This window comes from Niabella beijingensis (assembly GCF_020034665.1).
In the GTDB taxonomy this organism is placed as follows: Bacteria; Bacteroidota; Bacteroidia; order Chitinophagales; family Chitinophagaceae; genus Niabella; species Niabella beijingensis.
Genome location: NZ_JAIQDI010000002.1, coordinates 2,699,851 through 2,725,927, shown reverse-complemented (window position 1 = coordinate 2,725,927; position 26,077 = coordinate 2,699,851). Strand labels below are relative to the sequence as shown.

Genomic DNA, 26,077 nt, shown 5'->3' with positions numbered 1-26,077 from the left:
CTGCAAGGAAGGAGAATTGTCGCCGTGGTGGAGTCGGAAAAATCATAGTGTTTCGCAATCAATGTGTATAAAGATTGCTGTCTTTTTGGAATATATAAAAAATAATCATATATTTATATAGATAAATTTATAATTTATTTTCCTAAACCAAACAGAAATTTATGAAAAAACGCTTACTGCTATTGCTGCCTACACTGCTGCTCGGCATCATTGTTTTTGTTATTTCCTGCGTAAGAAACCGGGATAGTTACTGGGATTCTCCTGATTTAAAATCCGCGCGTCCTCTGACAGTTGCCGATGCGCAAAAATGGTTTGAAAAAGAGTATAAGGACGAAATTACCGTGGCCAAAAGCGCGGCAGATGGGAAATCAATAAGAATGGTTTCTTATGCCGAGGGTGTATTTGCTGGTGTTCCGGAATGGAATGAGACTCATGCTTTTAGAAAGTATTCGAATAGTCTGATCTCGACATTGGACTATACTGATCTCAAAACGCGATACCGGGGTTTCAGAGATTTAATTATTGTAAGGAACCACAAGACAAAGACTTTTAATGCGGTAGTTCAACTTCAGTTGTTTGACACTGCGTATCTAAACAGTCAGATACAACTCAAAGGTCCGCAGGAGCATATCCGATCCTATTCAGACCCGGCCACTTTTACCGGTAAGATGTATCTGTACAGTGTAAAAAATGAATTTATCCGGGGAGCTGTTTACAAGAACGGTAAAATGGTAGCCCGCTTATTTCCAAAAAATAAAATCAGCAGTTTTCTAAAATCCTTCGGCACCTCCAAAGCCAAACAGACATATGTACCATTTAATGGTGGTGCAGATCTTGGCAGGGCTCCCAGTGAAAAAGTGTCAAAATCGGTTACCATTCAACCGGGAAGTGCTGCCCGTAGTTATGAAGAACGGCCTCCCGTAATGGCGTTTTCCGGTGGTGATAGTACAGATACTGATGAATATGACACGAATGATCCGGATTCCAATATGCAAACGGTAGTTGTTACCGGGGTAAGAGACACTGATACCGATACGGATACGGGCACCGGTTCAGATGATGGTTGTGGTGACTGTGGTTGGGGTGATCCTAACCCAACCGATCCTTGTAACTGTGGAGGTGGAGGAGGAGGTGGTGGTGGTGACGGGGCTTCTAGTAACCCGCCTGGTCAAAATATTACCGACTCCTTGCAAAATTACCCATGTGCTAAGGGGGTCTTAGAAACCGTCATAAAATCGAGCAATTGCATATCTGGTATGCTAAGGAGTGTGTTCAATGATTCTACTACTGGAAATAATTTAGTATTTGCTTCTCGTGCATTAACAAAAGACGATGGATTATTTCAAGGTAAGGTTTCAGGATATAAAGATGTGTATGGTAGTTATACTGTTGGTGGTACTATATATTTAGATGACTCTTTATTAAACTTCGGAACAAAGGAAATTATCTTGTCTACCATGCTACATGAAATTCTCCATGCGTATCTTGCTTTAGAACACGCAAGACTTGGCGAAGCTGTCTTTGCGGCTAAATATCCATCAATCAGCGTCTATCTGCAAGACGATCCTAATAGTCCACTTGATAAAATATATCAATTTAAGACAAGTGATAATCATGGCGCAATGGCTTCAAACTATCGAAATGATATCAGAGCGGTAATATTACAATATAACCCTAATCTTCCCTATGATGTAGGAGACGCTTTGTCTGTAAATGGCTTTTTTGAACCAACTTCCTTCCCTAGTGGTGCGATGATACTAGTCGCGAATGAAAGAAATGCTTTCAATAACCTAAACAAAGGAACCAAATGTCCATAAAAAAATTAATCTTTATGAAGAAGCTTTTAATGATTTATTGTTTTATAATGTGTTCGTCTTGTGCAAACGCGCAGGAGAAAGTGACAGATTTGGGATTCAATAAACTTAACTACTCATTAAGGGAAGTAGTACCTCATTACAAGCTCAATTCTTCTCATTTTGGCAACATATACTTTATTTTTTCGACACTTCAGAATAAAAAGCTGACAAATTGTTATTTGTTGCATTTTAGAAACAATGGCTTTGATACAATTGAGGTGAAAAGTGAGGATAAAAAATTACTAGAACCAGACCTCCTGAATTTTACAGGAAGTCAAGATGCAGTGATTGTCGCGCCTTTTGTTTTAATAGAGGACCCCAAAAAACTCCCCAGTGGCGAAATAATGTACAGGTCATTCTTGTTGACAGACATGAGCCAAGCTTTGTATATGATCACCCGGAAAATAAGAAACTGTATTATTTTGCCTGTAGCCGAAAGTGTCAAAACAAATATTAATATTGCTGGTTGAGTATAGAATTCTTGATTTTGGATAGAAAGTAGTTAAATTAAGAGTTGTGTACGATCTGGTGTTCTTTGGTTATGACCACACAAACCGTGAGGGGCATCAAAAGCATAATCAGTATTTCAAGCTTGAACGTGCATCCAGTCTTGCCACGTAGTTACAGGGTAGATCAATGGGGAAGAACAAATAGACGAGACCTTTCAATACTGTCGCCCTATCATACTGCCACGATTGCTTCTGGGGGAATGTCTGAATCAATTCAGTGGAGGTACATAGTTCTTAGTCAAATTGTATACTGGAAATTTCGACACTTCCTTTAAGGACTTCAACTCTTTTTTCTCCAACTATACTGGCAGTCATCGTATCCACTTGAATTAAACGAGCACTTGTTTTTTGTTTATAACCCTTTTCCGTAAATACAATATTCCAAAAAAGCTTATCTTCAATTGTGCCATGCCATAATTGGAGATGAGCCTTTTCCGTTGGGTAATCTTTATTTTTACAGTATTCCGAAGCGATTCTAAGTGCTAAATCGCCTTCATTGACTACATTGAAGAACAGCTCTTTGTTTCGAGGTAATCCTGATACAAGAAAGTTGCAGGCTTCATTTATTGCAATCGAGAATATATAATCTTTGATTTTTTTGGAATGGTCGTTGTAAATGAATTTTAAATCGTAGTTTAGAAACAAAAAATCTACTCTTGAACTGTATTTTTGTTCCATTTTGTAAATTTTTCCATCTACAAAATTTACGTTTGAACTATTCTCGTTGAGATAACAATCAAAGATCCTCTTTAACGCATCCTGAATCGTCTGGGGCAATTCATTAGGAGCTTTAATTTCCTTGAATCGATTTAGATTTTGTAAAATTGGGAAATTATCAGTATTCATATCTTGATTTTGATTAAAGTTAAAATAAAACAATGATTTATAAATAACAAGTCAAAGCGAATGCAATTATGATAGTGATTTGCTTGTCAGAGGAGAAAATTTTTGCACAAAGTTTTGAGAACTATAAATTATCAAAGAAGAAGGAAAAGAAGGCAGCTGCTATTAAGAATTACCGCTTTACTTTTCAGGAATCTCGTACAAGAAAGAGTTATACTATCGATGTTGGTCTCATCGAGACAGGGATGCCTTACAAAACTTACAAAGGTGATATTATCCCTGCGTCAACTGCTCAGTCGATTGCGGTTCAAGCAGCTTCTATGGCGGAAAGGGACGTTGTGGCAGTTGTTGCCGCGCAAGTTATTACAAACCCTACATCCCCTATAGACAATCAATATTACCGCGCAATGTTTAAAAATGAATATAAGTCCTATTTGAATGAGATTTTACGAAATGACTACTATGACAATGAGAATGTAAATCCGGCTACAGTATTGTTAAGTTCAGACGGATTTTCTGTGGCTGAAAGTGATTTTGTCGAGTTGAAGTTTTTCGGCAGAGATTGCTAATTGATGAATAGGTGCGATTGAAATTGCAAATAATGATATTTTATGTTTAAGTGCTTGGGTTTAGCTATATTGAGTATAATTACATTAAAAATGAATGCACGAAGTTCCTTTCATAGTAAAGGTTATGGGGCAGTAGAGTTAGGGGCAAGTTTCGCCTCGATTCAAGCGTTAGTGACTCCCTTCGAAAAAACGGAATTTAAAGATAGTTTTGTAGCTATGCCTAGCTCAAGTGAGTGGTTTGTTTATAACGAGCCGGTTAAGCAGTTTGGAAAGAGCTTTTTTTCAAATGGTCATATGTTTGTTCTGGTGAAGAATGACATAATAAAAAAAATATCGCTGTCTTTTAATCAAAACTGTAGTGCCCTGGAAAAATCGCTTACAAGTGAATTTGGAGAACCAGCTTTCGTTGGTAGTTCTTCGCTAAATAACAAGCATAAAATGTGGGGTATCGAAAAAGAGATATTAATATCTTTATTTTGTCAGGATACCGGTACCGTTAGTAATCAGCAAGTCGAAGTTGTCTTTTCTTATGTTGCGGATTCATTGAATCTTAAAGGGTATGGCATTCGTCAGCGATTTAATAAGTAGCTATAATTTAAGTAGAGCGTATTTGCCGGATTGTATTTGTGGAAAAGAGATATGATTTCAAAGAAGGTTAGCATTTTTGGTTGAAAGGAAAATTCAGATGTAGCTTGTCAACTGGTAAAAAAATAGGACATTTTCTATTGGTGATGCTCTCCCTGGCAATTCTTGGAAGCATTTTGACAACTATTACTGACTACATGTTATGTAACATGAAAGGTTGGGAAGCATGTAGAAAAGAGAATGTGTTTCAGCGTCTGGGGTTTTATTCAGGATACTATTTTGCTTTTTCATTTATTAGTCTATTTTTTGCAATAATCTTGTTGTTGTCAGTTCTGCAATTTCAGTATCATTTGAGAATACTTTATATAATATTAATCGGACTGATTTTAGGAGTTATATTTGCCTGGCTCACACAAGGAAGGATCTATTCGCTTTATATTCAGCCCGAGAAGAAGTTGCGCTATATATTCGTCGTTGCGGCTTGCATGGTTGCCTTTCCGTTTATCAATATAGGAATTTGGAAATTGTTCAATAAAACTCAAAGCGTAGCAGGTAAATAGCTCGTTCCAGTAAGCAAGATATTCGTTGTTCAGCAAAAGCATGAGAACCTCACACAATATGAACCTCTTACATTCAATTGAGCAGAATAAATTGGTTAAGTCGGTTATTGATCATATGGGATTTAGTAAAGTGAATTTCGCCGAATATCGGCATAAAAAAGAATGGGATGATCAGTATACTTTTTATGACTGTAGTTTTGGTGACTACTTTTTTGACCGGTTGAATATACACGTTGTCAACGATAATATCTGGTTAACGCTGTATACCAAACAGAAAACGTATTTTGATGATTCTAAACGTTTCTTTGGGGTAGACGGTATGACTTATGAAAAGGAGCCGTACGTTAGTGAGAATGGGCCAATTAGGGAGTTTAAGAAAAAACTGGGAAGATTCAATATGTTTGGTAAAGAAATGAGAATAGTAATATTGAAGTCTGATGCCTATGGCTGCATAATTAGAATTCATTCCATCAGCAAAAACGAATCATAAAATAATTTCAACATTATTTCTATCAGCTCTTCTTACTGCAAACATGACGGTTTTGGATTCTTTACCCAAACTGGAGTATAAAATTGCGGCGATGTTTGACATCAATCGCGGCAGTACCAAAGGTGACGGACTCGCTACTGCCAGAGACTAACCGTAAAATTTTTATATTAGTAGGATTGTCGGAGGTTTTCTGATTGGCAAATAATAGTCGCAAAGGAAAATTATAAAATATGGTAAGATGTGAAAAGTGAAAACTGAGGAGTGAACGATGGCTGGATGGAGGGACAGGTGGAACGGGCAGGATGCTGAAAGATGTTAAATTTTAATTTTTTGTAGCATATATGATTTATAATTTGGAGTACCGGATTGAATATTTGAAAGCAAGCCGGCGCTATATTTGTGATAGAGGGAACCGGAGTTTTGGGGGATGTGCGAGGACAGATCTCTATGGAACCGCTGCCATGCGTGGACAAATAACATGAAGACTTACACTTCACTAAATGGTACATCTTTGTAACCGCAAAGCACCGGTTGTAATATGCAGGGATGAGCATCAAATTTGGTTGGATAGATGGATAAACACCTGCATTTTATTCCATTGCAAAGATCAAACGATGAATTGTATTTATTTTTAGTATAAAAATCATACATGACTGTAGCACGCTATTACAAACCCGAGTTGGACGTACTTCGCTTGTTTGCATTTCTTTTTGTATTCTTTGTTCATCGGCTGGATCTGGCCCCTGTAGACAGCAATGTATATTATTGGGGATATCATCTTAGCCTGATCGGAAATTATGGAGTGCCCCTGTTCTTCTTTTTAAGCGCGTTCTTAATTACCGAACTGCTTGGCAGGGAGGAGCAGGAGTTCGGAAAGATTAACATTAAATCATTCTATATAAGGCGGATGTTGCGTATCTGGCCACTATATTTCACCTTCTTTTTTGGAATGGTTTTATTGACCCACACCACAGGTTATTTTGGAACGAAAATTCCTCCGGGGACTCAACTGGCGTTTACATTATTTTCGGGTAACTGGTATATAACATTTAATGAATGGCAATCCTATTGTATTAATCCACTATGGAGCGTGTCCGTTGAAGAACAGCTATATATTTTGCTGCCACTGGTTCTGTTTTTTACGAAGAAAAAAGGATTAAAGACTTTTTCATTTTTTGCAATTATCGTTGCGTATGGAACAATCATTTACTATGCCTTTAGACCAACGACAGGGTTTAGCGGACAATGGACAAATAGCTTTGTTCAGTTCCAGTTTTTTGCTGCGGGAATCTTACTTTCTGTATATCTGAAAGGCCGCCAGCCAAAATTGCCGGCCGCGCTTCGGCTTGTTCTCTTTATTGCCGGTATCATATGCTGGTTGCTGGCGTCTATGGTTTGCGGGATTAATGCGGATGCTCCTCATGTTTCAACACTCGTGCAATCCGTTACCGGGTGGCTTTTAATACTTGTGGGTGTGCTCTTTATGTTTTTCTCCCTATTTGGTGCATCTGAGAAATACATGCCTTCTCCACTTGTGTATCTTGGTCGTATATCTTATGGGATGTACGTTTTTCATATAACGGTATACTGGATCGTTTATCATATTTTTAAAGATGAATTAGCCGCTTTTAGTAAAAATATCGGTTTATATGAGTGGAGAAATGAAGTGGGATTTGTTATCGCATTTGTAATAACGGTAACCATATCCATACTATCCTATAAGTATTTTGAGAAACCATTTTTAAAATTGAAGACCCGATTTACACTCGTACCCTCAAGAGATTGAACACCCAAAACAAAAAATAGAAAGGATGCTGATGACTGCGGGCAGATGGCCGATGCTATAATAAATGGGATAGACGGGACGTGGAAGGCGCCGGTGTATAACTGAGCAGGGAGGCGAGCTATATAAAAACCTTTGGGGCAGAGGAGCAAGTGGTGTACCTGCATTAGAATGTAAGGATTTGGCTTTTAGAAAAACAACAGGATATTCAAAAATGGCGGAATTATCTATTAGCCCTAGTATATTTAGTTTTCGAAAAATGAAAATATGAAAAGTAAGCAAACTTTATTTTTTGCAGTATTAGAGGATGTGACACAAATACTGCAGGATATTGAAGCTACAATCGATATTCATTACTATAAGGCAGGATTACTTGATACCAGAGACATTCCTGCTTATAACTCCATATTTGATGCTCCAAATGTAGGGATTGCTTTATCAGGAGATTGGAACCACATTGATCGTTATTTAGTTTTAAAAGAAACAGCGCAATTAAGCATCAGAGAAATTCCTCAAAGAGCAGGAGGTGAAAAATATTCAGTGGATCAGATGAATAACTCCCAATCCATAGAACTTAAACTTGGAGGTATCTTAACTACAAAAAGAGGTGTAATAGTTGCAGGCAGAGTTGGTACTATTTCAGAAGATAGCGGCCCGAATGAATTATATAAATTGTTTTCGGGTAAAATAAAAAAGCACTTTAAGAGAATAGGCGCTTTTTATGTAGGCAAAATAGCAGAAGAGAAATTGAGAGAAGGTTGGCGATTGGTTACAAATGAAAAATCTCCAAAAGAGTATGATTTGGCATTTGAATACTAAAGAGAGGAGCGCCTTCCGGAGCTTAGGTGAGCGGCATGATGCTGATCAGAAGATCACCAATTATCAGTTATAAGATTTTTACATGCGGATATGGAAGTCCTTAGCCGAAGAGAAACGCTGGTGGTTTGAATGTTTTGAAACGGAGCCGCGGGGGCTGGAGTACCCGCTATGTGCTAAATAATGCGTAATGTGACGAAGACTGATTGTGAGCGGGATGGATGGGACGTGGGCCATTATTTGAAAGAGGCAAGTGAGATGAGGTGTACAGGCGTTTTTAATGACCGGGCACTTTTTTTAATAGGATGTTTGCTTATCTTTATATGGAGAACTGCTGGTGAGTAGTAAAAAGTAAAAGTTGGAGGTCAAAAGTTACTGACTGCATGGAATTATGGTCTTTCTTAATCTGCTCAATTATTTTAAATTAAAAATGCCCCGCAGATAGGCGAGGCGCTAAATATTTTCACAACGGCTGAACCGCAGCAAGCGAAGCTGCAACAGTTGTCAAAGACCAAAGATAACCCTTGATCGTTGACTCTATATTGCGATTTAGAGATAAAGATCAGTCGCTTTTTACTATCACCTTCTTTGGTTGAAGATTGCCAAAGAATAATGCTCGATATAATCGGACTATTAAGTAACTTTAGCTGGACTAGAATTTGTTTTTATATAGTAGCATGGATCCATTGATAATAACTGAACGGAAAAGGAAGTACAAACCGGACCTAATTGTTAGTGGGGTAATCATTGCTCCGGTGCTCTATTGGCTTATTGCTAATCCAGTACCTATTGGATTTGCAATTTTTGCTATTATTTTGTTGCTGATCATTCCGGGCTTTATATTGGCGGGATACATCTGGGATGTTGCGGCCAAAATTACGCTTTCAAAAGATGGGGTCATTTTTTCTTACGGCAGAAGCATTTACGATATTGTTAATTTTGAGGCTGGATTTAAGATCGAACCTGATTCAAAATTTATTTGGAAAAATATTTCAAATTTTGACATTATGTCTCTTTCATCCCAAAGTTCCGGCGGCAGCGACGGAGTTTTGGTTACCTCCACCAACCACTATCTAATAATGTTTTACCGCAACGAGGATGATTTGCCTGCGTATTGGCGTCAGGGATTGATAAGACTTCGGCGTTTTGAAAAAACACCGGCCGAAATTTTGGAGCTTTGCAAAGAATTTCAAAAACGAGTACGCAGTTATGCCAGGCCTGTAACATAACCATTCAATGAGGTGGTTTTTGAGTTTTCTAATCAAATACAACGGGACAACAGGAAGATTATTTAATGATCTTAAATGCACCAAAGCCCGGGTAACCTGCTATATTTTTATCTGGAAAGACCTTTACTTTATTTAGCCACACATCTATCACCTTGTCAGATTGACCATTATCAGCAAAATGACAAATGATGGTGTCTTTTATATTTGCATTCCAGTAGAAATATGTTGTTGTTTCTGCTTGCTGTGTACCCATGTAGGGAGTAAAGAATAGAAAACTTTTTCCATTTTCATTAGCAATCTTAAATCCTTTGGGATTATCCAGATTTGCTTGATTGAACTCGACCTCACTGCCGTTTATCAGATCAGTTCTTTTTATTTGTGAAGCTTCAAAATGACCAGCGGTTGCCGGAGCTAAAAGGCTTTGCCCTTGAGCGTTCTCAACAACAATACTAAACGAAGACGGGCCAGTGTCGGAATTGTTTTCTTTCTTGCAGCCATGCAACGTTGCAACGGACAAAAAGGTGAACACTAAGAAGTGAGATTTTTTCATAAAATTATATTTAGCTGTTAAGGGTAGGCGTTATAAATCATATCCAGCCCATATTGGTAGTGATATCCGGGTGCCGGCTCCCAGTTATTAAAATCGTACCATCCATTGTAAAGTCCATCCCAACCCCAATTCATATGGAACTTTAGTGCTCGATAGCATTGATCGCCGGATTCGTAATATCCATCACAAACCCACGCATGGCATTTTGTTGGGACGAATATGACTTTATCCCGGCAGCCCCCTAGAATAACAGGTATACCGGAGTTCAAATTTGATATAACCGTAGTGTAGCTCCCTGTACCGTAGGTTGCGTAGTTGGCATGAGTAAAGCCAAATTTGGTACTTTTTAACGCATCGTCGACTTCATCTAACCGTGCGCCTGTTTCAGCGCATCCATAATCGATCGAGGGTAAGCTTGAACCGGCGGATGCCATCAGCAATTGTACTTGTGCGTTTCCGTAACTGTCTGGCATATTAACATAATCAAAATTTGGAAGGGACGGATGATTCCAATATTTTAGAATTTGTGCCATAGCGGTAGGTACGCAGCCGGTGGGTGCTTTATCATTAGATGAGCAGGCTCGGTCGGTTCCCGTGCATCCACTCCAAGGGACAAGATTGTTGTACGTGCAACCCTGCCCCCAAGTGGTTGTAAGATAGGGGCCTTTTGAATAGTATACCGATGGCGCACACGGATCAACGTCTGGTCCCCCGCATCCAAGCTCCGGGTAGGTCATGCAATCTGGATAGTTTGGACAGCTCCATATACAAGTGTCGTAACTGCTAACAAACGTATTGGCACGCAAAAACTTGTCATTATGCGCTGCTGCATCCTTTATTATTTTTTTCCAAGCGGCTCGGGGCTTTTCCAAATCTTTTCCAACAGTAGGATTCTTCGCCAATGCGATAAAGTCCATTGAAATCTCCAGCCATTTATAAAATCCTGGAGGGACCTCTTTTGCCTCATATTTTGTACTGGGTACTACAGCCAGTAAAGGGTTACTTCTTTCGTCGGCGGAAAAAATTGCTAGATTGTTTTTTGCATAGTTTACGATATACATCGCCGGATCGCCAGTGCTATCAGGAACGGTTACTATTTTTTCGATTGGGAGCCTATCCTTTCCATTCGATAACTTTAGCTCATCCGGAACAATGCCATTGAGATTAACGGCAATGGCTTCGACTGTTTCCAATGGAATATCGTACGCCCCATCAATAAATGATATCTTCCCAAAAGCTTTTTTTTCAACCTGTGCAGCATTTAGTGCGATTTCTTTTGATGAAAATTCTGTTTTCGACTTTTCTTGCTTCGAGCACGAAAGTGTTATAATACTTAAGTAGAACATTGAGAAGGCGAGCAGTTATGGTATAAATTTTATCATAGTCGTTAATTTTTACTAGCTTGGTGTAGATGGAAAATCAGGTTGATACGGCATTATCATTATTGGTTGTCGGTTACATAAGCAAAAAATTAGCTTGAAATCCACTTTGCATTATAAATATAAATATTTATAGCTGAATTTTAGAATTATATATTTAGTAAATGGGTGGAACGATTTAGTTAGTTGAAAATCAACTTTTAGTAATATTGGGTTTGGTATGAAATGACAGGAGAACCAAATTTTACATTTTATCTGACTGGAGGATGGTTATAAAGCTAATAAATACAGTGGTTGATGAATTGTACAGCGTATTTTTTCAATTTCTATCGAAAAAGTGATCGAACTTGAAAAAGCTAAAGTCCTAAAAGGCCTCCGGCGATTGAACCAGCGAATTCGAAAAACACTGTTTGGAGGGTGTGAAAAGTGAACCTCTTAAGCACGAGTTCAGAACACTCGTTAGCAAATAAGGGCAAAAATCTCAAATTGATTGTATCTTCCCTTTTAAAAATGATCCTCAACCATAGTCAATGGCAGAATATATTTTACCCCACTTCGGAGAGGTTGACACTGATAATCTCGAAGAATACTACGATGTAGCGGTTCTGCTCAATGGCCATGAAGTTTGCATCGACTTAAATTTTATGGACAAGGCTATCGACCTGGATGCTTTACGCACAGTGGACGGGTTTATTGGTACAATTGCTGAACAAGACAAAATGAATAGAAAACGTATACTGCATGATTACCACGATGAGAATAGTGGGGCAGTCAAGGAGTATGTTATCCGCCATATCGAAGAAATTGGACCTGCAGATTTATCCAACCTTATTGATTGCAATAGTAAGGCTATAACTCCCGAACTCCAACTGATCAATGCTTTAAAATTGGTGAGAGTAGGTCTGTATCCGTATGATCTGGATGAACTCGCGATTTTTGATTATACAATTGGAGAAGACCTGACACAATATTTGTTAGTCCTGGCCACAGACCATAATGGGGCAATAACGAGGATCGCTATGGAAAGCTAACGATATGAGCAGGTTCGTATACTATTCAATTATTTTTTCAATCGGGTTGAAGTTATAGTTGATACGGTATTGTTCTGGTTTATGACATCCCCCGGGAACAATACTGGTGCATGTACGAGGATGGGGGACGTAATCGGCACTGTACTTTCTTTACAAGTTTCAGGTGAATGGTTTTTTTTAGTAAACATAAAGTAGAACAAAAATGGAAATTAGAAAAGCGACTCAAAGTGGCAAAGCTTTAGTACTGGGTGGTGGCGGCGCTACGGGTAATGCCTGGTCGATTGGCGTTATTGCCGGCCTGTTTGATGCCGGCCTGGATGTGAGGCGGGCCGATCTGATCATCGGGACATCGGCAGGAGCTACCGTCGCGGCTCAAATAACCAGCACGATCCGGCCACCGGAACTTCTTACCAGCATTCTTGCCTGGGCTCCCCGGCCCGGGACTGCAGCAGCCGGTAAAACAGGCATTGCAAATAAGCAAGTAAACCATATAGAAATAACAAATCGAATTATCAGTTCTGCTAAGGATGCAGACGATATGCGCCGCAAAATGGGTGCGGCACTCCTTGAAACAGACAAGGCGTCCCGGGATTCCAGGCAACTGCAATGGCGGGCCACTGTTGCTGCGAGGCTGCCCAACCAGCACTGGCCGGAACAACGGATGCTGATCACTGCGGTCAATGCCCATAGCAGTGAAGCGGTCGTCTTCGACCGCCACAGCGGGGTAGACCTGGCGGACGCCGTCGCCGCCAGCACTGCCGGAGGCTTTGCTTATAGTATCGGTGGTAACCGATACATTGATGGCGGTTACCGTGCCGATGTGAATGCTGATCTGGCAGCCGGATATCAGCGGGTACTGGTTATTGCGCCACTGGGTACCAGAACGCGCAAGCCGTTAGAATGGGGACTTCATCTCGAAGCACAGATCAACGACCTGCGTGCACACGGCAGCCTGGTTGAAACGATCTTGCCGGATAGTGAGTCCCAAAACGCGATCGGAATGGGTATGGATCTTATGGATCTGTCGAGGCGGCGTCCTTCTGCTCAAGCAGGTTACAACCAGGGCAAAGCCTTTGCTGAGGAGTTCACTGAATTCTGGTGCTGATATATATCCCTGTCGTCTTGAGATAATACTAAAATCTCAAAAACAATAAAATCCAAAATATGAGAAACCGTCGTTTTGTCGTTATTCAAAGTAAGGGTAACGCTTCTAGTGCTTGAGAAGTCTATCAACAGTATGATTATCAGATTGACTTAGAAGAGTGCCAATAGTTGTAATGAAACCTTCTTAAAGGGTTGCAACTATTTGAATATTTTGGCAATAGTTTTTTAGAATAGGTTTTGCAAGGCAATAGCGGTGAGTTAATCCACGGGCCGACTTTAGAAGCTGGCTACAAAAAGAATAAAATACAGCTTATTATCAAGGGAGATCAAGTCCAGTCAGGTTTTTATTTTCTTCCGTATCGGACTAATTTAAAAAAGCTCAAGGTAAATATGCCCTATTTGTAACCTCAAATAGGGCCTTTGTTTTTTGGTTAACGGCGTTCCAATAAGTCCGGGACCGGATATAAGTTATTTATTTTTTTATGTAGAAGCCGGCTAAACAAAAAAACGCTCTTCAATTGCTCCTTTATTTTCAGGAATTTTTGAAGTGTTGCCGCAACGGTATTATATTTGAATATAAAACAGGCAGGAAAGCTTAAAAAATAGTATTATGAAAAACCTGATCAGCAGCGCACTACTTTTATTTATGGTATTCAATTTCCTGGATAGCTCCCTTTTCGCGCAAACGACGCCCGGGCCGGGAACCAAGAAATTCGATATCAATGCCATTCCGGTTTCCAAAGTTACACTTGGCGATTTCCCTTATATACAACTGCCCAAAGGCTTAAAGCTACTTAACAGTCAGGCCTATACACACCAGGAGGACTTTTTATTTTTCCCGATCAATGGGAAAATGCAACGCCTGGAGGGGAATGTATGGCGGGCATTTATAACCAACGAAGGGTCTGTAGGCAGCGGATGGTCTTACGATTATTTTGAAAAGAAGCTGACGGCCCAAATAACAGAACTGGGCGGTGTAAAGATATTTGAAGGAAAGGTATCCAGGGCAGAACTGGACCGGATCAAAGAGGATGCTACCTATTTTGGTGACGAGGGTTCAATAGACTATTGGAACAACAAAGTTTTGGTATATGTGATCCGCAGGCAGGACGGGCATCACATTTATTGCCAGTTCAGCGGTAATACTGCCGGTGGCGAATTGCAGATACTTCAGCAATAAGGGGATAAAAAAGGGCTACGATTTTTCGATTGCAACCTGCCCGCAGAAAGATCAATAAATTTCCTTTAAACCAACCGGGCGGATCAACGGCTGAAAAGATCCCCCTGTTTTTCCTATTCAATCATATTAGTAGAGGTATCCGGGCGGCTTATCAGGGAGAAGTCCCCGATCCGGGATACACCGCTTTACAACAGGCCTCCCGCCGGGGAAAGTCCCGTGGAAGACGTCCGTTTTATCGTGATCAACTCAAAAAATAGCGACATATAGTTCCTGTGGGGGGCTGCGACATGAATCGGCCACCATGTGCGGACTGTCTTATATTGGCACCTGTTGAAAGTATACAGCTCAAATTTGCCAAAATTGCTTAATAATAGGATAATTTACCGAAACCAGAAGCAGGATAAAAGCTTTCTTTTTGTAAAAGAGCAAACGGTTGTTAACTTTTTTGTATTGCTTTTAAACCAGATTGAACACTTTTAAAAAAGGCTGAAATTTTATGGGAACGATCAAAAGATTTGCCATGGCAATAATGGTTGCCGTGTGCACCATGCCGTTTTTTTCTTATGCGCAGCAAGCCACCGGCGGCATCAGCGGCGCTGTAACAGGTGAAGGGGGGACACCACTTGCCGGAGCTACCGTGGAAGCATTGCAGAACGGCACCAATGTAAAAACGGCAATCTCTGACAACAATGGGAAATTTACTTTTGCCAGTTTACCGGCCGGGGATTATACTTTTAATGTGAGTATGGTAGGGTATGAAACGAAATCCTTCACAGGATATAAGATCAGTGAAGGACAGAACCCGGATATCATACTGACCTTATTGCAGCGCGCCGGTGAACTGGAAGATGTGGTGGTGGTGGGGTATGGGACCCGGCGCCGGCAGGATGTTACCGGTGCTGTGGCCAAGGCCGATCTTCAGGTGCAGAAACAATCACCCAACCCGAATGTGATGTCTTCTTTAAGGGGGACGGTTCCCGGGCTTACCGTAGGGCAGGTGACAAGGGCCGGTAGCGACCCCACACTTATGGTACGCGGAAGAAATTCCATCTCCGGTACCACATCGCCCCTGATCGTGGTGGACGGACTGATCTACAGGGGATCGCTTACCTCCATCAACGCTTCGGATATCGCCAGCATCGACCTCTTAAAAGACGCCAGTGCCGCAGCCGTTTACGGTTCGCAGGCATCGAACGGGGTGGTGCTCATTACCACCAAAAGCGGTGCCAGTGGTGCAGACCGGATCAGCATCGACTACAGCGGGTCCTACTCGATACAGGAGATGACCCAAAAAGATATGCGCCCTGCATCGGGAGCGCAGTACATTCAAAAGCTGGGCGATTGGTACCTGTCTGAAAGCAGGGATCCCAATGACATGACGCAAATGAACCCTGACTGGGACCCCTCCACCAAACTTGCGGGTGTGGAAGCCGATAATTATAAGAACGGCTATGAAGCCAACTGGTGGAACCTGATGACGAACTCCCGGCCAAGGATCCAGAATCACAATATCGGGTTGAGCGGGAAATCGAAGAAGATCCGTTTTTATCTGGGCTACGGTTATTTCGACCAGACTAACCTGGTCAAGAACGATAATTACCGGCGGAACAGCGTGCGGCTGAACCTGGAAGCCAAACCCTTTGACTGGTTGACGGTGGGAGCGCAAACGGGATTATCGATAAATGATTACAGCGGCGTGTCGCCTTCCTTCTCGGATATCATGCTGCTGAAGCCCTATACACTGCCGTTCGATCCCAAAACAGGCCAGATGCTGGAGTTCTACGCACAAACAACCACACCGACGGCGCTGGAAGTACTCCGCCGGTCGAAGGACCTGGACCGTAACCTGAACTTTATCGGCAACTTCTTTGCCAGCGTGGATATCCCGTACATTAAAGGCCTGAACTACCGGGTGAATTTTGGCAACAACTATATTGCTGCAAACCGGTTCAACTATAATGCGCCTAATACAGAAGCCACGGCCTATAAAACCTATATGACCGACTATTTCCAGACATTGGACAATATCCTTACCTACAAAAGGGATTTCGGCGTTCATGGAGTGGATGTGACCTTGCTGTACGGGGCAGAGGTTAATAAGCACGATGGTACAAGTACATCGGCAGGCGGTATCACCAACGGCATCCTGTATTACGACCGGCTGGATGTGGGAGACCCTGCCCGGCTTACCGTGTCAAATGATGCGGCGATCCTGCCCTGGAAGGAGCAGGCGCTGTACCAGATGGCCCGGGTTTCCTATTCGTTTGACAAAAAATATATCCTGACAGGAACTGTAAGAAGGGATGGCTTTTCCGGTTTTTCTGAAAAGAACAAATGGGCCGTATTCCCTTCACTGGCCTTTGCCTGGCGCCTGAACCAGGAAAAATTCTTTGAGTCTGTAACGGGGGTAAACGACCTGAAACTGCGACTGTCCTACGGCTCTACCGGTAACAGGACCGTCGGCCGTTATCAGACCCTTGCCCAGATGAATGTGGGGCTGGCCAACGGATACCTTTATGGCGCATCGGGCGGACCGCAGCTGGGCTCTTTTTTAAGCCAGCTGCCAAACCTGAACCTGCGCTGGGAAACGACGAACTCATTTAATGCCGGAGTGGATTTTGCCTTTTTTGATAACCGGCTTTCCGGTTCGCTCGATCTGTATTTTTCCAATTCGAAGAACCTCCTGAACTCCCGGGCCACACCGACAATAACCGGGTTTAACAGCTTCCTCATCAATATCGGGAAGATCCAGAACAGGGGACAGGAGCTGAACATCACCGGTATTCCTGTTGCTACAAAAAATTTCAGATGGCAGATCGGTGCCAATTTTTTCAGGAACCGGAATAAGGTGCTGGATATAGACGGAACCGGAAAAGACCTGATCAACGGCGGCGACCCGATACTGAGTTATTTTATTGGTCAGCCTTACGGTGTGGTCTATGATTACAAGATCACGGGGATGTACCAGCTTGGGGAGGAAATTCCCGCAGGCCTTGCAGAGCAGGGTTTTAAGGCCGGCCAGTACAAGATCGAGGACCTGAATGGCGACGGCGTTATCACACCGGCGGATAAACAAATACTGGGTAAGCTGGACCCTTCGTTCAGTCTGGGCATTTCCAATAATCTTCAATACAAAGAATTTGAATTAAAATTCTTTATCAATACCATACAGGGGGGCAGGGATGGTTACCTCGGAGCGCCGGGCATCATGCTGCAAAACCCGGACAATATCCGGAACAACAACGGATTTGTTTATGATTACTGGACGCCCAATAATCCCGGTGCGCGTTACAGGAGCGTGGCCGCCTATGTTGCAACACTGGGCGAAAATTTCGGTCCCTATGTAAAGCGCAGCTTTGTACGGCTCCAGGATGTAACGCTTACCTATAATTTTTCACAACGGTTTCTCGAACGGGTGAAACTGATAAAGGCATTGGGGATATACATCAATGCGCAAAACCTGCTTACCCTTACCAAATGGGACGGATGGGATCCGGAATCCAATCCTGCGGCCAGTCAGCGCTCATCATTGGGGCTGAGGATCCCCGGCGGGCTGGGACTGGATCAGAACGGGTATCCTGTGATGAAAAATTATTCCCTGGGAATCAATGTGACCTTTTAATGTGTTCAACAGTAAACTTCAGAAAATGAAAAAAGCAACCTTATATCTTCTCGGCCTCGGTTTGATACTGTCGTCCTGCAGCAAGGATTTCCTGGACGAAGAGCTGCTTTCGGTGTATACACCGGAGAGCTCACTGCAAACGACTGCCCAGTTTCAGCAGGCCACCAATAATGTATACAACGGCGTCCGGAACATTTATATGGGTAATATGAACCTGGATGCTTATTTCGGATTGTATTATGCCACTGATTTTGCATTTAACGGTACAGACTATGATCCGGCGGCCAAGTTAAACGCCTACAAGGCCACGATGGTGCCAACCTATTTTATTCCGCAAACGATCTGGTCGGCATTTTATAAGATCATTACCAATACCAACCTGATCATCAGCCGGGTGCCGGGCGCAACCCAGCTGACGGATGCGGATAAGAACAGCTTTATGGGGCAGGCATTATTTTTCAGAGCCTACTCGTATAATGTACTGGCTAATCTTTTTGGCGGCGTACCCATTGAACTGAACGAGCTGAAAGAACCCCGGTATGATTATGTACGGGCGGCCAGGGCAGCGGTATATGAACAATGTAAAAAAGACCTGCAGCAGGCAATAGGGTTGTTGTCCGATATTGATAAAGTTACCGATGGCGTGGTGAACAAACAGATCGCGCAGCATGTGCTTACAGAAGTGCTGATCTCGCTTAAAGACTATGATGGTGCTATAGCGAGTGCATCAGATGTGATCAATTTTTCCGGTGTATCATTAATGGCCAACCGGTTCGGAAAAAGATCGGCGCAGCCCGGCGATGTATACCGCGACCTTTTTGAATACGATAACCAGAGTTACAGCGGTGGCAATCATGAAGGGTTGCTGGTAATACAAACCAAGCTGAACAATGCGGCTGCGGTAGGGGACCAGACCGCCTGGGCGGTTGTGCCGAGCCTGACGGGGGTACGGATCCTGGAGTCCACCACAAAGACCAAAATACCGATACTCTTCAATTCCAAATTCGTTGACAGTGTTTCATCAAACGGCATCGGGTGGATCCGGCCGACATCTCATTTCTTTTATGAAATATGGACCCCCGGCGATATCCGTAACTCGCCCTATAATATCGTCAGGGATATCCGGATCTCGGGTGTCCCCGCTACATCTCCTGACTATGGTAAATGGTATGTAAAGGACGGGTATAAGGACAAAGTGCAACCGGCAGATTTCAGGGATACCATTCGCAATTTTTACCCGGTGATCCGGAAGACCTCACCATCGGCCGGCGATTTTGTGGCTGCAGCAGGTCCGTCTATCATTACCAATGTCACCAATCCGTTCGGCGGACTGTTACTGAATGGGGCCTCCCGGTTATTTATGCAGAAATATATGGCCCGCCTGGCAGAGACCTATCTGTTACGGGCGGAAGCCTATCTTGGAAAAGGAGAAACCCAGAAGGCGGCCGATGATATCAATGTACTGCGAAACCGGGCCCATGCCACACCGGCAACGGCGGCAGCAATGAATATCGATTATATCCTTGATGAACGGTTGCGGGAGCTGTACCTGGAGGAATTCCGGGCGGTAACCCTTACGCGGCTGGGTAAATTATTCGATCGTACTCATCGGTACAATCCGCGGTCGGGACTGACCATTGAAGCCTATCACAATCTTTGGCCCATACCCGCAACGGAGATCACCCAGAACACAGAAGCAGTACTGGAACAGAACCCGGGGTATCAATAACCGGCAGGGGATGTGGGCCTGCCGGAAGGAGCAGTGTTATTGCTGTCCGGGATTTAACAGCGATGGTAAGAGGTCCCGTCAGAACTCGACGTCATCAGCAATGTTCCCGCCCTGTTCTGCAGCAAATTTTTCGGAATATTCTTTCTGCTTTTGCAACTGGTAATCCATATAGTGCTGCACATCCGTCATATTAAAGGTTTGATTTTGCGCGGTCATCCAGTCCATGGCCACCGCCTGGAAGTCGGAAAGATTGATGCCGTAATTTTCGAGGATCCATTGTGCACCGTCGAGGCCGTATTCATAGGCCGCTGTGCGCGCGCCGCAAAGCTCCTCATAAAAATAGCGGTCGGTTTTTAATTTTTCCAGGTTGTCGCCGGAGCTTCCGGCAACAGCGGGTGCGGCTTCGGGCTTCAGTTTGCTTAGTTTCGGATGCTGGTCGGCTGCAGCAAAATATTCGCCATATTTGGTCATGATGCCATAAGTGGGATCCTGTTTCATCCGTTCGGGCCACAGCAGGTTTACTTCGTCCCATACCGGTTTTTCGATACCAAAAGTTCTTAATACCGTTTCTTCCGGGATGCCTTTTGCCATGGCATGAGCGAGGGCGGCATAATCATAAAGCGAAACACCATGAATGGGATCATACAAGGCATTCCCATCTTCAGTTACCTGGTTAAAGCCCTGCGTGGCAAAGCCGGAGATGTCCAGTGAATTGGCCATTTCAAAACGCATGTACTGATCCTGATCTCCTCCGTTCCATTGGAAATAAACCATCCGGATGGCCTCCCGGCGCAGGTTCCGCTGGTCGTCCGCGCTTAGTTCCTCATCCTGGTCGTTGAGCAGTTCCTGGTATTTTTTTTCCGCCGCGGCATCAAAGTCTTCTTTGCGGTAATGAGTGCCGTGCTGGGTCACCGGGTCATACCGGTCGTGCTTTGGTTGCTGATGGTCAGCCATGCCTGCAGAAGCTGCTGTTTCCGGCTGGTATTGGTTTGCGGTTGTTTCCTGTTGCTTTTGAGCATCTTCTTCGCTGCCCAGCAGGTTGTTGAATAATTTCTTGAACATGGAATTGTATTTTATATGTTATTCGTTAAAAGTGAACGGTGAATAGAAGCCCGTACTATGTCATACATCAGGTGTTGTGCTGCCTGTCGCCCTGAGCCCGACGAGGGCGTATGGAAAGGGCGTTAACACGCACCGCCTGATATTTGTTGCAAAAAAATACGCTTGACATAGTATTATGAAAAGTTTGTTAGAAGTTTTATTTAACGGACCGGTTGAAGTCGGCCAGCTGCCGTTCATAAAATTTTTCATTGGATTCGGTAAGATCCGGTACCAGTTTATTCCATTCGTCGAACATGGCCCGCAGGTAAACGCGGTAAAGTTCCGGCCGCTGGCTCGCATCATTATTATATGCGGCGAGCAGGTGTGCGGTGCGCGCTTCTGCCAGATCCCTTGCGATCCAGTTCAGGCTTCGCGCAAGGGTACTGGGCTCATAGGTATTTTGCGTGCTGCATGCGGGACATTTGAGATAAGTAGTGGTGAAATAAATCTTTTCTATGGAAATGGGCGCTCCGCATTGCTGGCAGCGGAACCGGTCCCTGAGCTGTTCGTGTTCTGCCAGTATTTTTTGATACAATGCTTCATGATCCTGTTTGGTGGCGGCTTCCAGCTGACCGTACCAGCTTTGACAAAAGGCTTCGAACTGCCGGTAGCGACCGGAGCAGGTCTCACTAAATTCTAATGCTGCGTTAAATGATCCTGCTTGGTCGAGTTGCCGGTAGAAGGGGCGGACCTTTTCTTCCTCTGTCTGCCGGGCTTTTTCCCTTACCTGGTTGATCTGCCCGCGCAGCCCGCTGAGGACCTGTCCTACATTGGCTTCATATACCGCATCGGTACTGCTGCGCATGGCTTTCAGTTCCGGAATGGCAGCGGTGCAGAGTTCTTCCACCCGCTCTTCAAGTTTTTTCAGGAAGGTAAACCAACGCTCCTGCGTTTCGTGAATCTGGCGTGTCTGCCCCGGGGGCAAAGCGCTTTCGTCCCCGTTATTATTATTGAATAGACTGAACATAATTGGTGATTGGGTGATGAAAACAAACGGATGCCGGGTCAGACCGGTTGGTTGTTCTCTTTTGAATTGTCTTCTTTTTTTATATGTAACCCGTCGGTAAGCGTTACCTGCATAAATTCAAAACCACAGTAGGCACAATGGGTCAGTCCGTCGTCCTTTGCCCTGCCGGCGCCGCAGTTCGGGCAGGTTTTCGTGCCGATGCTGGCATCTTTTGATTCCGCAGGCCCCCCGTATTTCTGTTGTGCCTGTGCTTTGGCCTTTAATTTTTCCAAAAAGGATTGAGCCTTTTTTTCTTCCATTACAGTTGTGTTAAAAGGTCTGCTTTTTTTGCCTTGTATTCGTCTTCGTCGATCAGGCCATTCTCAAAAAGGATCTTCAGTTGCTGAAGTTTTGCAGTGATATCGTTGGGGGGCGGGGTAGCGGCCGGCGCCTGTTGCGGTGTGGCATTCGTATTGTTCTGCTGTACCTGGTTCAGCAGCACGCCCATGGCCAGCGCCGTTTGCGTGGCGTCGTTGAGAGCGGTGCCTTTTTCCCCGATGGCATTGGCCGTATTGAACCGGGTGAATTTATCCATATCGGCCACCATATTCATATTGGTCACCTTATCATAGAAGGCGGTCACTTCTTCCGGCAGGGTAACACTGGTAATGATGAACTGTGTTAACTCCAGTCCCAGCGTTTCAAAATAGGGTTTCAGATGCGGTTCGATCTTCCGGCTGAGATCGGTAATATTTCCTGCCGCGGAAGTAAGCGGGATCTGCTCCTGGGCCAGCACTTCGCCGAATTTCGGTGCTACAAAATCGCGCAACTGTCCCTGTAACTCAAAAATAGTAAGCCGGGGAAAGGTGCCGGCATAGGTCCTGAAAAATTTCCCTGCATCAGCGATCTTTATATCAAAGCTGCCAAAAGCGCGCACCCGCACCTGCCCGAACTGGGAATCCTGCATAAGGATCGGTGCCGGGGTACCCCATTTATTGTTGATAAAATGGTAGGTGTTGAAAAAGTAAACATCAGCTTTAAACGGACTTTCAAAACCATACTTCCAGCCTTTAAGCCGGCTTAGGATCGGTACGTTCTCTGTTGCCAGACGGTGCAGCCCGGGCTGGAATACGTCTGCCAGCTGTCCCTGGTTCAGGAGCATGGCCTGCTGGCTCTCCCTTACGGTAAGCTGTGCCCCGTTCTTTATTTCCCTGTCCTTGTCGGCAAATTTCCACATCAGCAGGTTAGGATCCGGTGTGGGCGATTCAATGATTTCAATAAAAGGTAGGTTCATGTGTGTTAATTTAAAATACCGGTGTACAAAACAACGGATCCGGTTGTATCATTTGTTCCCGGATCTTTTTCACAGCCCTTGGGAATGAAAATACGATCTTTTTATTTCCGGCTGAGGAAAAGCGGGGTGTAAAACATAAAGGTAACAACGGCCTTGTCGATTTTTTCATTCGTAATCATTTTTTAACAGCATCCGATAAAAGGGATCCGGTGTTTAGAAAGAGCGGCAATACAGCCTGTACATGATCTCCCTGGCGGAAACCGTTTTGCTATTCCTGCTGCATTGTGCGTTGGGACCTGTTCCCGCACTTTTCAAATTTGAACTATTGAGCTGGATCATCAAAGTCTTGAACTCCTACACAATTGCTACAAGGGGCATCCGGAGTGTCTATAAATTGTCTACGTGCATATGTATATAATTGGTTTTTAGTTTCTTGTGATTTGTTTCTGAAAAATCCCCTTCTGTTTTATTTTTCAGGATCGTTTGATTGCGGAATCCGGAATTTTGTGCTTTATTTGAGTTTGTAAAGGTTGTTATTTAATAAATCGGCTCAAGTTGAAATTACCATCTGCCTATTACCTGAATCCGGATGTCACGTTCCTTGCCAGGGATCTTCTCGGCAAAGTGCTTTTCACCCGGAAGGGGCGTGCGGTAACCGCCGGCATAATCGTTGAAACCGAAGCCTACTTTGGTGTACAGGATAAAGCCTCACACGCCTATGGCGGCCGGCGTACAAACCGGACGGAAATACTTTATAGTCCGGGCGGGGTTGCTTATGTATATTTATGTTACGGCATGCATTATCTTTTTAATATTGTTAGTTCTTTTAAGGATGAACCTCATGCAGTGTTGGTAAGGGCTGTTGAACCATTAATCGGTAAACAAATAATGGAACGCAGGCGGAACATGCCCGCTACCAGTGCTGTAATTTCATCCGGTCCGGGTTCTGCAGCCAGGGCCCTGGGAATTGACGGCAGCTTTAATAAAAAAAAATTGACCGGGCAGGAGATCTGGATCGAAGATCACAACATCCGGTATACTTCTGATGCGATCATAACAACACCGCGTATAGGCGTTGCCTATGCCCTGGAAGATGCGCTTTTGCCCTGGCGGTTTTTCGTCAGGGACAATAAATATGTTAGTAAGCCCAATAAGAGCTGAAGCGCCTGTGCTTCGGCCGGCGGGTACAAGCAGGCAACAGCCGGCTGGGATTGCCCCGGTTACTGTGCATTGCTTTCCGCTACGTTAAGCGTGAAATCTGCTGTGTACAGCTGGTTACCGGTCTGGAACTGGATCCACATCCTGTAAATCCCCGGCCGGGAAAACAGGATACGGCCGATGACCGGATAGTTCTCATCCGCTTCGGAATGGAGGTGTTGAAACGACTTATCATTTCTGCGGACCAGGATAATATGTGCCATGGCTCCGAGACAAGATGTAAGGTCGGTTGCCCGCAGGGGTACACCATTTTTCCGGATCGTGACCGCTATCTTGTTTTGAGTTTCCGTTCTAAATGCCTGTTCTGTGATGATCTTCATTTGAAGATCCCCGGATGAGAACACCAGTTTCTCCATCATTCCTTCACTCTTCGGGGGAAGTGCGCCTTTTACATATAGCTTTAGTTTATCAGTGATCGAAGGGTGGCGTTTCGACCGGAAATCGGCAAATAAAATATAATTTCCCTCAAAGGGGAATATCAATGTGACGCTGTAAGCTCCGCCCGTCACAAATCCCGGACGAACCAGCCGGAACCAGGTGAGGTCTTCGCTTATAATAACCAGCCGGAAATCGGCCTCCTGAGGCGATGATGCCTTGTCTTCAGGATCATTGAAGTTGGAGGGGCCGAATATAAGTGTTGCCGCCTGATGGACACGGACCTCCTGTCTGAAATTAAGGAGCAGCATCCTTACTGCATTGCAATTCGGAGTTCCCTTATTGTACTGATTCATGTTGCTGTTCTTTGGATGAATGCAAATTTCATTGAGCGGGCCTGCCGGGATGTTGTCTTTTGGAGACGCATCTTTATAAGATTTACATTTTTTCTTCACCAGCGGGTCGGAAAATATTAAAATCTTGTAACATATTTCCAGAATTGAACAACAGGCGACGGCAGAATAAATTGCAATTTGCTTTTATAAAGGCATGCTATGCAGGATCATAAAATTTCCATTAAAGGAATGGTCTGCGGTCGTTGCGTTCTGGCTATCCGGCAAAAGATGCAGGAACTGCAGATACCGGTAACGCGTATTGGATTGGGTGAAGTGATTACCCGGTCGCTGTTATCCGGCCCGGATATGGAAGCCGTTCAAAAGGAACTGGCGCACCTGGGCTTTACATTACTTGAAAATAAAAAATTCCGGATGGTGCGGGAGGTAAAGGCGCTCGTTGACCATGTATACTCGGGCAGTTATGACTTCGGGAACAATTTTAAATTTTCCGGTCTGGCATCAAAGCAGCTGAACAGAGATTACAAGGCGATCAGTTCGGTGTTTAATGAACTGGAGCAGACAACCATTGAACAATACATTATTGAATACCGGATAGAAAAGGTCAAAGAGCTTTTGGTGTATACAGAAGATACACTCTCCGATATTGCGTTCAGGCTCGGATTCAGCAGTGCGGCGTATTTATCGAGACAGTTTAAATTCCTGACCGGTTTAAATACCTCTCATTTTAAAGAAGTGCGCCGGGCAAAAAGCATCCAAAAGACAGGGGAGTTATAGCTGACCGGGAAAAGCCCGGAGAGCTGGTTTCAAAACACCATTCTGTTATTTGTTGCTGCCGCTGGCAGACCATTCCGGTTTTCTGGAGCATAGATGCTGCTCCAGTGTTGCACCGGGCAATGCTGCCAACCGGCTTTTGAGGCCGTCCCCTTTTTCTTAGAATATTGCAAATCTTACT

23 protein-coding genes are annotated in these 26,077 nt (G+C 43.8%); 15 read left to right on the top strand and 8 right to left on the bottom strand.

All coding sequences use genetic code 11. The features are described 5' to 3' along the window. Positions 1–161 precede the first annotated feature (161 nt). Positions 162–1,817 carry a hypothetical protein gene (locus tag K7B07_RS27410; protein ID WP_223713866.1) on the top strand — a complete coding sequence of 552 codons (1,656 nt, stop codon included), beginning with the start codon at positions 162–164 and terminating at the stop codon, positions 1,815–1,817. Between the two features lie 14 nt (positions 1,818–1,831). Then, positions 1,832–2,326, top strand: a complete 495-nt coding sequence (locus K7B07_RS27405; protein WP_223713864.1) for a hypothetical protein — start codon at positions 1,832–1,834, stop codon at positions 2,324–2,326. A gap of 273 nt (positions 2,327–2,599) precedes the next feature. Here K7B07_RS27405 and K7B07_RS27400 read toward each other — a convergent pair whose 3' ends face one another. Continuing rightward, positions 2,600–3,211: a hypothetical protein gene (locus K7B07_RS27400; RefSeq protein WP_223713863.1), complete on the bottom strand. Its 612-nt coding sequence runs from the start codon at positions 3,209–3,211 to the stop codon at positions 2,600–2,602. A gap of 68 nt (positions 3,212–3,279) precedes the next feature. On the opposite strand from K7B07_RS27400, the gene K7B07_RS27395 reads away from it, so the two are divergent. From K7B07_RS27395 to K7B07_RS27370, 6 genes are all read left to right on the top strand, one after another. Then, positions 3,280–3,777: a hypothetical protein gene (locus K7B07_RS27395; RefSeq protein ID WP_223713861.1), complete on the top strand. Its 498-nt coding sequence runs from the start codon at positions 3,280–3,282 to the stop codon at positions 3,775–3,777. 90 nt (positions 3,778–3,867) lie between these two features. After that, positions 3,868–4,365, top strand: coding sequence for a hypothetical protein (locus K7B07_RS27390; protein ID WP_223713859.1), 498 nt, complete (start codon positions 3,868–3,870; stop codon positions 4,363–4,365). 615 nt (positions 4,366–4,980) lie between these two features. Next, positions 4,981–5,412: a hypothetical protein gene (locus tag K7B07_RS27385; protein WP_223713857.1), complete on the top strand. Its 432-nt coding sequence runs from the start codon at positions 4,981–4,983 to the stop codon at positions 5,410–5,412. A 649-nt stretch (positions 5,413–6,061) separates the two neighbouring features. Next, positions 6,062–7,198, top strand: a complete 1,137-nt coding sequence (locus K7B07_RS27380; protein WP_223713856.1) for an acyltransferase family protein — start codon at positions 6,062–6,064, stop codon at positions 7,196–7,198. 264 nt (positions 7,199–7,462) lie between these two features. Next, positions 7,463–8,014, top strand: coding sequence for a hypothetical protein (locus tag K7B07_RS27375; RefSeq protein ID WP_223713854.1), 552 nt, complete (start codon positions 7,463–7,465; stop codon positions 8,012–8,014). A 674-nt stretch (positions 8,015–8,688) separates the two neighbouring features. Further along, positions 8,689–9,240 (top strand): hypothetical protein, encoded by a 552-nt coding sequence (locus K7B07_RS27370; RefSeq protein ID WP_223713853.1) that lies wholly within the window; start codon positions 8,689–8,691, stop codon positions 9,238–9,240. Between the two features lie 58 nt (positions 9,241–9,298). On the opposite strand, the gene K7B07_RS27365 is transcribed toward K7B07_RS27370, so the two are convergent. Both K7B07_RS27365 and K7B07_RS27360 read right to left on the bottom strand, forming a co-directional pair. Further along, a complete protein-coding gene (locus K7B07_RS27365; RefSeq protein WP_223713851.1) occupies positions 9,299–9,790 on the bottom strand; it encodes a hypothetical protein in 492 nt (163 codons plus the stop codon). 17 nt (positions 9,791–9,807) lie between these two features. Continuing rightward, positions 9,808–11,136: a C10 family peptidase gene (locus K7B07_RS27360; RefSeq protein ID WP_223713849.1), complete on the bottom strand. Its 1,329-nt coding sequence runs from the start codon at positions 11,134–11,136 to the stop codon at positions 9,808–9,810. A gap of 563 nt (positions 11,137–11,699) precedes the next feature. Between K7B07_RS27360 and K7B07_RS27355 the strand changes: the two genes are divergently transcribed. The 5 genes from K7B07_RS27355 (at position 11,700) to K7B07_RS27335 (ending at position 19,835) form a co-directional block, all read left to right on the top strand. Then, on the top strand, positions 11,700–12,200 hold the full coding sequence (locus tag K7B07_RS27355; RefSeq protein ID WP_223713842.1) for a DUF2004 domain-containing protein: 501 nt from the start codon (positions 11,700–11,702) through the stop codon (positions 12,198–12,200). 202 nt (positions 12,201–12,402) lie between these two features. After that, on the top strand, positions 12,403–13,305 hold the full coding sequence (locus K7B07_RS27350) for a patatin-like phospholipase family protein (RefSeq protein ID WP_223713840.1): 903 nt from the start codon (positions 12,403–12,405) through the stop codon (positions 13,303–13,305). A 609-nt stretch (positions 13,306–13,914) separates the two neighbouring features. Beyond that, complete coding sequence (locus tag K7B07_RS27345; protein ID WP_223713838.1) at positions 13,915–14,484, top strand: hypothetical protein; 570 nt, start codon at positions 13,915–13,917, stop codon at positions 14,482–14,484. A 496-nt stretch (positions 14,485–14,980) separates the two neighbouring features. Next, positions 14,981–18,106: a SusC/RagA family TonB-linked outer membrane protein gene (locus K7B07_RS27340; protein WP_223713836.1), complete on the top strand. Its 3,126-nt coding sequence runs from the start codon at positions 14,981–14,983 to the stop codon at positions 18,104–18,106. 25 nt (positions 18,107–18,131) lie between these two features. Further along, on the top strand, positions 18,132–19,835 hold the full coding sequence (locus tag K7B07_RS27335) for a RagB/SusD family nutrient uptake outer membrane protein (RefSeq protein ID WP_223713834.1): 1,704 nt from the start codon (positions 18,132–18,134) through the stop codon (positions 19,833–19,835). 78 nt (positions 19,836–19,913) lie between these two features. On the opposite strand, the gene K7B07_RS27330 is transcribed toward K7B07_RS27335, so the two are convergent. From K7B07_RS27330 to K7B07_RS27315, 4 genes are all read right to left on the bottom strand, one after another. Continuing rightward, a complete protein-coding gene (locus tag K7B07_RS27330; RefSeq protein ID WP_223713832.1) occupies positions 19,914–20,897 on the bottom strand; it encodes a DUF6620 family protein in 984 nt (327 codons plus the stop codon). 196 nt (positions 20,898–21,093) lie between these two features. Continuing rightward, entirely contained in the window at positions 21,094–21,903 is an 810-nt protein-coding gene (locus K7B07_RS27325) for a hypothetical protein (protein WP_223713830.1), read from the bottom strand. A 38-nt stretch (positions 21,904–21,941) separates the two neighbouring features. Then, complete coding sequence (locus K7B07_RS27320) at positions 21,942–22,202, bottom strand: transposase (protein WP_223713828.1); 261 nt, start codon at positions 22,200–22,202, stop codon at positions 21,942–21,944. Continuing rightward, entirely contained in the window at positions 22,202–23,176 is a 975-nt protein-coding gene (locus K7B07_RS27315) for an SPFH domain-containing protein (protein WP_223713826.1), read from the bottom strand. Before K7B07_RS27315 ends, K7B07_RS27320 begins: the two co-directional genes overlap by 1 nt. 555 nt (positions 23,177–23,731) lie before the next feature. Between K7B07_RS27315 and K7B07_RS27310 the strand changes: the two genes are divergently transcribed. Continuing rightward, positions 23,732–24,337: a DNA-3-methyladenine glycosylase gene (locus K7B07_RS27310; RefSeq protein ID WP_223713825.1), complete on the top strand. Its 606-nt coding sequence runs from the start codon at positions 23,732–23,734 to the stop codon at positions 24,335–24,337. Between the two features lie 59 nt (positions 24,338–24,396). Here the strand turns inward: K7B07_RS27310 and K7B07_RS27305 are convergent, their stop codons facing one another. Then, positions 24,397–25,224, bottom strand: a complete 828-nt coding sequence (locus K7B07_RS27305) for a hypothetical protein (RefSeq protein WP_223713823.1) — start codon at positions 25,222–25,224, stop codon at positions 24,397–24,399. Positions 25,225–25,323: 99 nt separating this feature from the next. On the opposite strand from K7B07_RS27305, the gene K7B07_RS27300 reads away from it, so the two are divergent. Continuing rightward, on the top strand, positions 25,324–25,899 hold the full coding sequence (locus K7B07_RS27300; protein ID WP_223713822.1) for a helix-turn-helix domain-containing protein: 576 nt from the start codon (positions 25,324–25,326) through the stop codon (positions 25,897–25,899). Positions 25,900–26,077 lie beyond the last annotated feature (178 nt).

Coding starts and splice junctions, on each gene's coding strand:
- K7B07_RS27345 (WP_223713838.1), top strand. CDS start 13,915: ATGAAAAACCTGATCAGCAGCGCACTACTTTTATTTATGGTATTCAAT.
- K7B07_RS27410 (WP_223713866.1), top strand. CDS start 162: ATGAAAAAACGCTTACTGCTATTGCTGCCTACACTGCTGCTCGGCATC.
- K7B07_RS27375 (WP_223713854.1), top strand. CDS start 7,463: ATGAAAAGTAAGCAAACTTTATTTTTTGCAGTATTAGAGGATGTGACA.
- K7B07_RS27390 (WP_223713859.1), top strand. CDS start 3,868: ATGAATGCACGAAGTTCCTTTCATAGTAAAGGTTATGGGGCAGTAGAG.
- K7B07_RS27315 (WP_223713826.1), bottom strand. CDS start 23,176: ATGAACCTACCTTTTATTGAAATCATTGAATCGCCCACACCGGATCCT.
- K7B07_RS27400 (WP_223713863.1), bottom strand. CDS start 3,211: ATGAATACTGATAATTTCCCAATTTTACAAAATCTAAATCGATTCAAG.
- K7B07_RS27360 (WP_223713849.1), bottom strand. CDS start 11,136: ATGTTCTACTTAAGTATTATAACACTTTCGTGCTCGAAGCAAGAAAAG.
- K7B07_RS27325 (WP_223713830.1), bottom strand. CDS start 21,903: ATGTTCAGTCTATTCAATAATAATAACGGGGACGAAAGCGCTTTGCCC.
- K7B07_RS27340 (WP_223713836.1), top strand. CDS start 14,981: ATGGGAACGATCAAAAGATTTGCCATGGCAATAATGGTTGCCGTGTGC.
- K7B07_RS27385 (WP_223713857.1), top strand. CDS start 4,981: ATGAACCTCTTACATTCAATTGAGCAGAATAAATTGGTTAAGTCGGTT.
- K7B07_RS27380 (WP_223713856.1), top strand. CDS start 6,062: ATGACTGTAGCACGCTATTACAAACCCGAGTTGGACGTACTTCGCTTG.
- K7B07_RS27330 (WP_223713832.1), bottom strand. CDS start 20,897: ATGTTCAAGAAATTATTCAACAACCTGCTGGGCAGCGAAGAAGATGCT.
- K7B07_RS27395 (WP_223713861.1), top strand. CDS start 3,280: ATGATAGTGATTTGCTTGTCAGAGGAGAAAATTTTTGCACAAAGTTTT.
- K7B07_RS27365 (WP_223713851.1), bottom strand. CDS start 9,790: ATGAAAAAATCTCACTTCTTAGTGTTCACCTTTTTGTCCGTTGCAACG.
- K7B07_RS27405 (WP_223713864.1), top strand. CDS start 1,832: ATGAAGAAGCTTTTAATGATTTATTGTTTTATAATGTGTTCGTCTTGT.
- K7B07_RS27300 (WP_223713822.1), top strand. CDS start 25,324: ATGCAGGATCATAAAATTTCCATTAAAGGAATGGTCTGCGGTCGTTGC.
- K7B07_RS27355 (WP_223713842.1), top strand. CDS start 11,700: ATGGCAGAATATATTTTACCCCACTTCGGAGAGGTTGACACTGATAAT.
- K7B07_RS27320 (WP_223713828.1), bottom strand. CDS start 22,202: ATGGAAGAAAAAAAGGCTCAATCCTTTTTGGAAAAATTAAAGGCCAAA.
- K7B07_RS27370 (WP_223713853.1), top strand. CDS start 8,689: ATGGATCCATTGATAATAACTGAACGGAAAAGGAAGTACAAACCGGAC.
- K7B07_RS27335 (WP_223713834.1), top strand. CDS start 18,132: ATGAAAAAAGCAACCTTATATCTTCTCGGCCTCGGTTTGATACTGTCG.
- K7B07_RS27350 (WP_223713840.1), top strand. CDS start 12,403: ATGGAAATTAGAAAAGCGACTCAAAGTGGCAAAGCTTTAGTACTGGGT.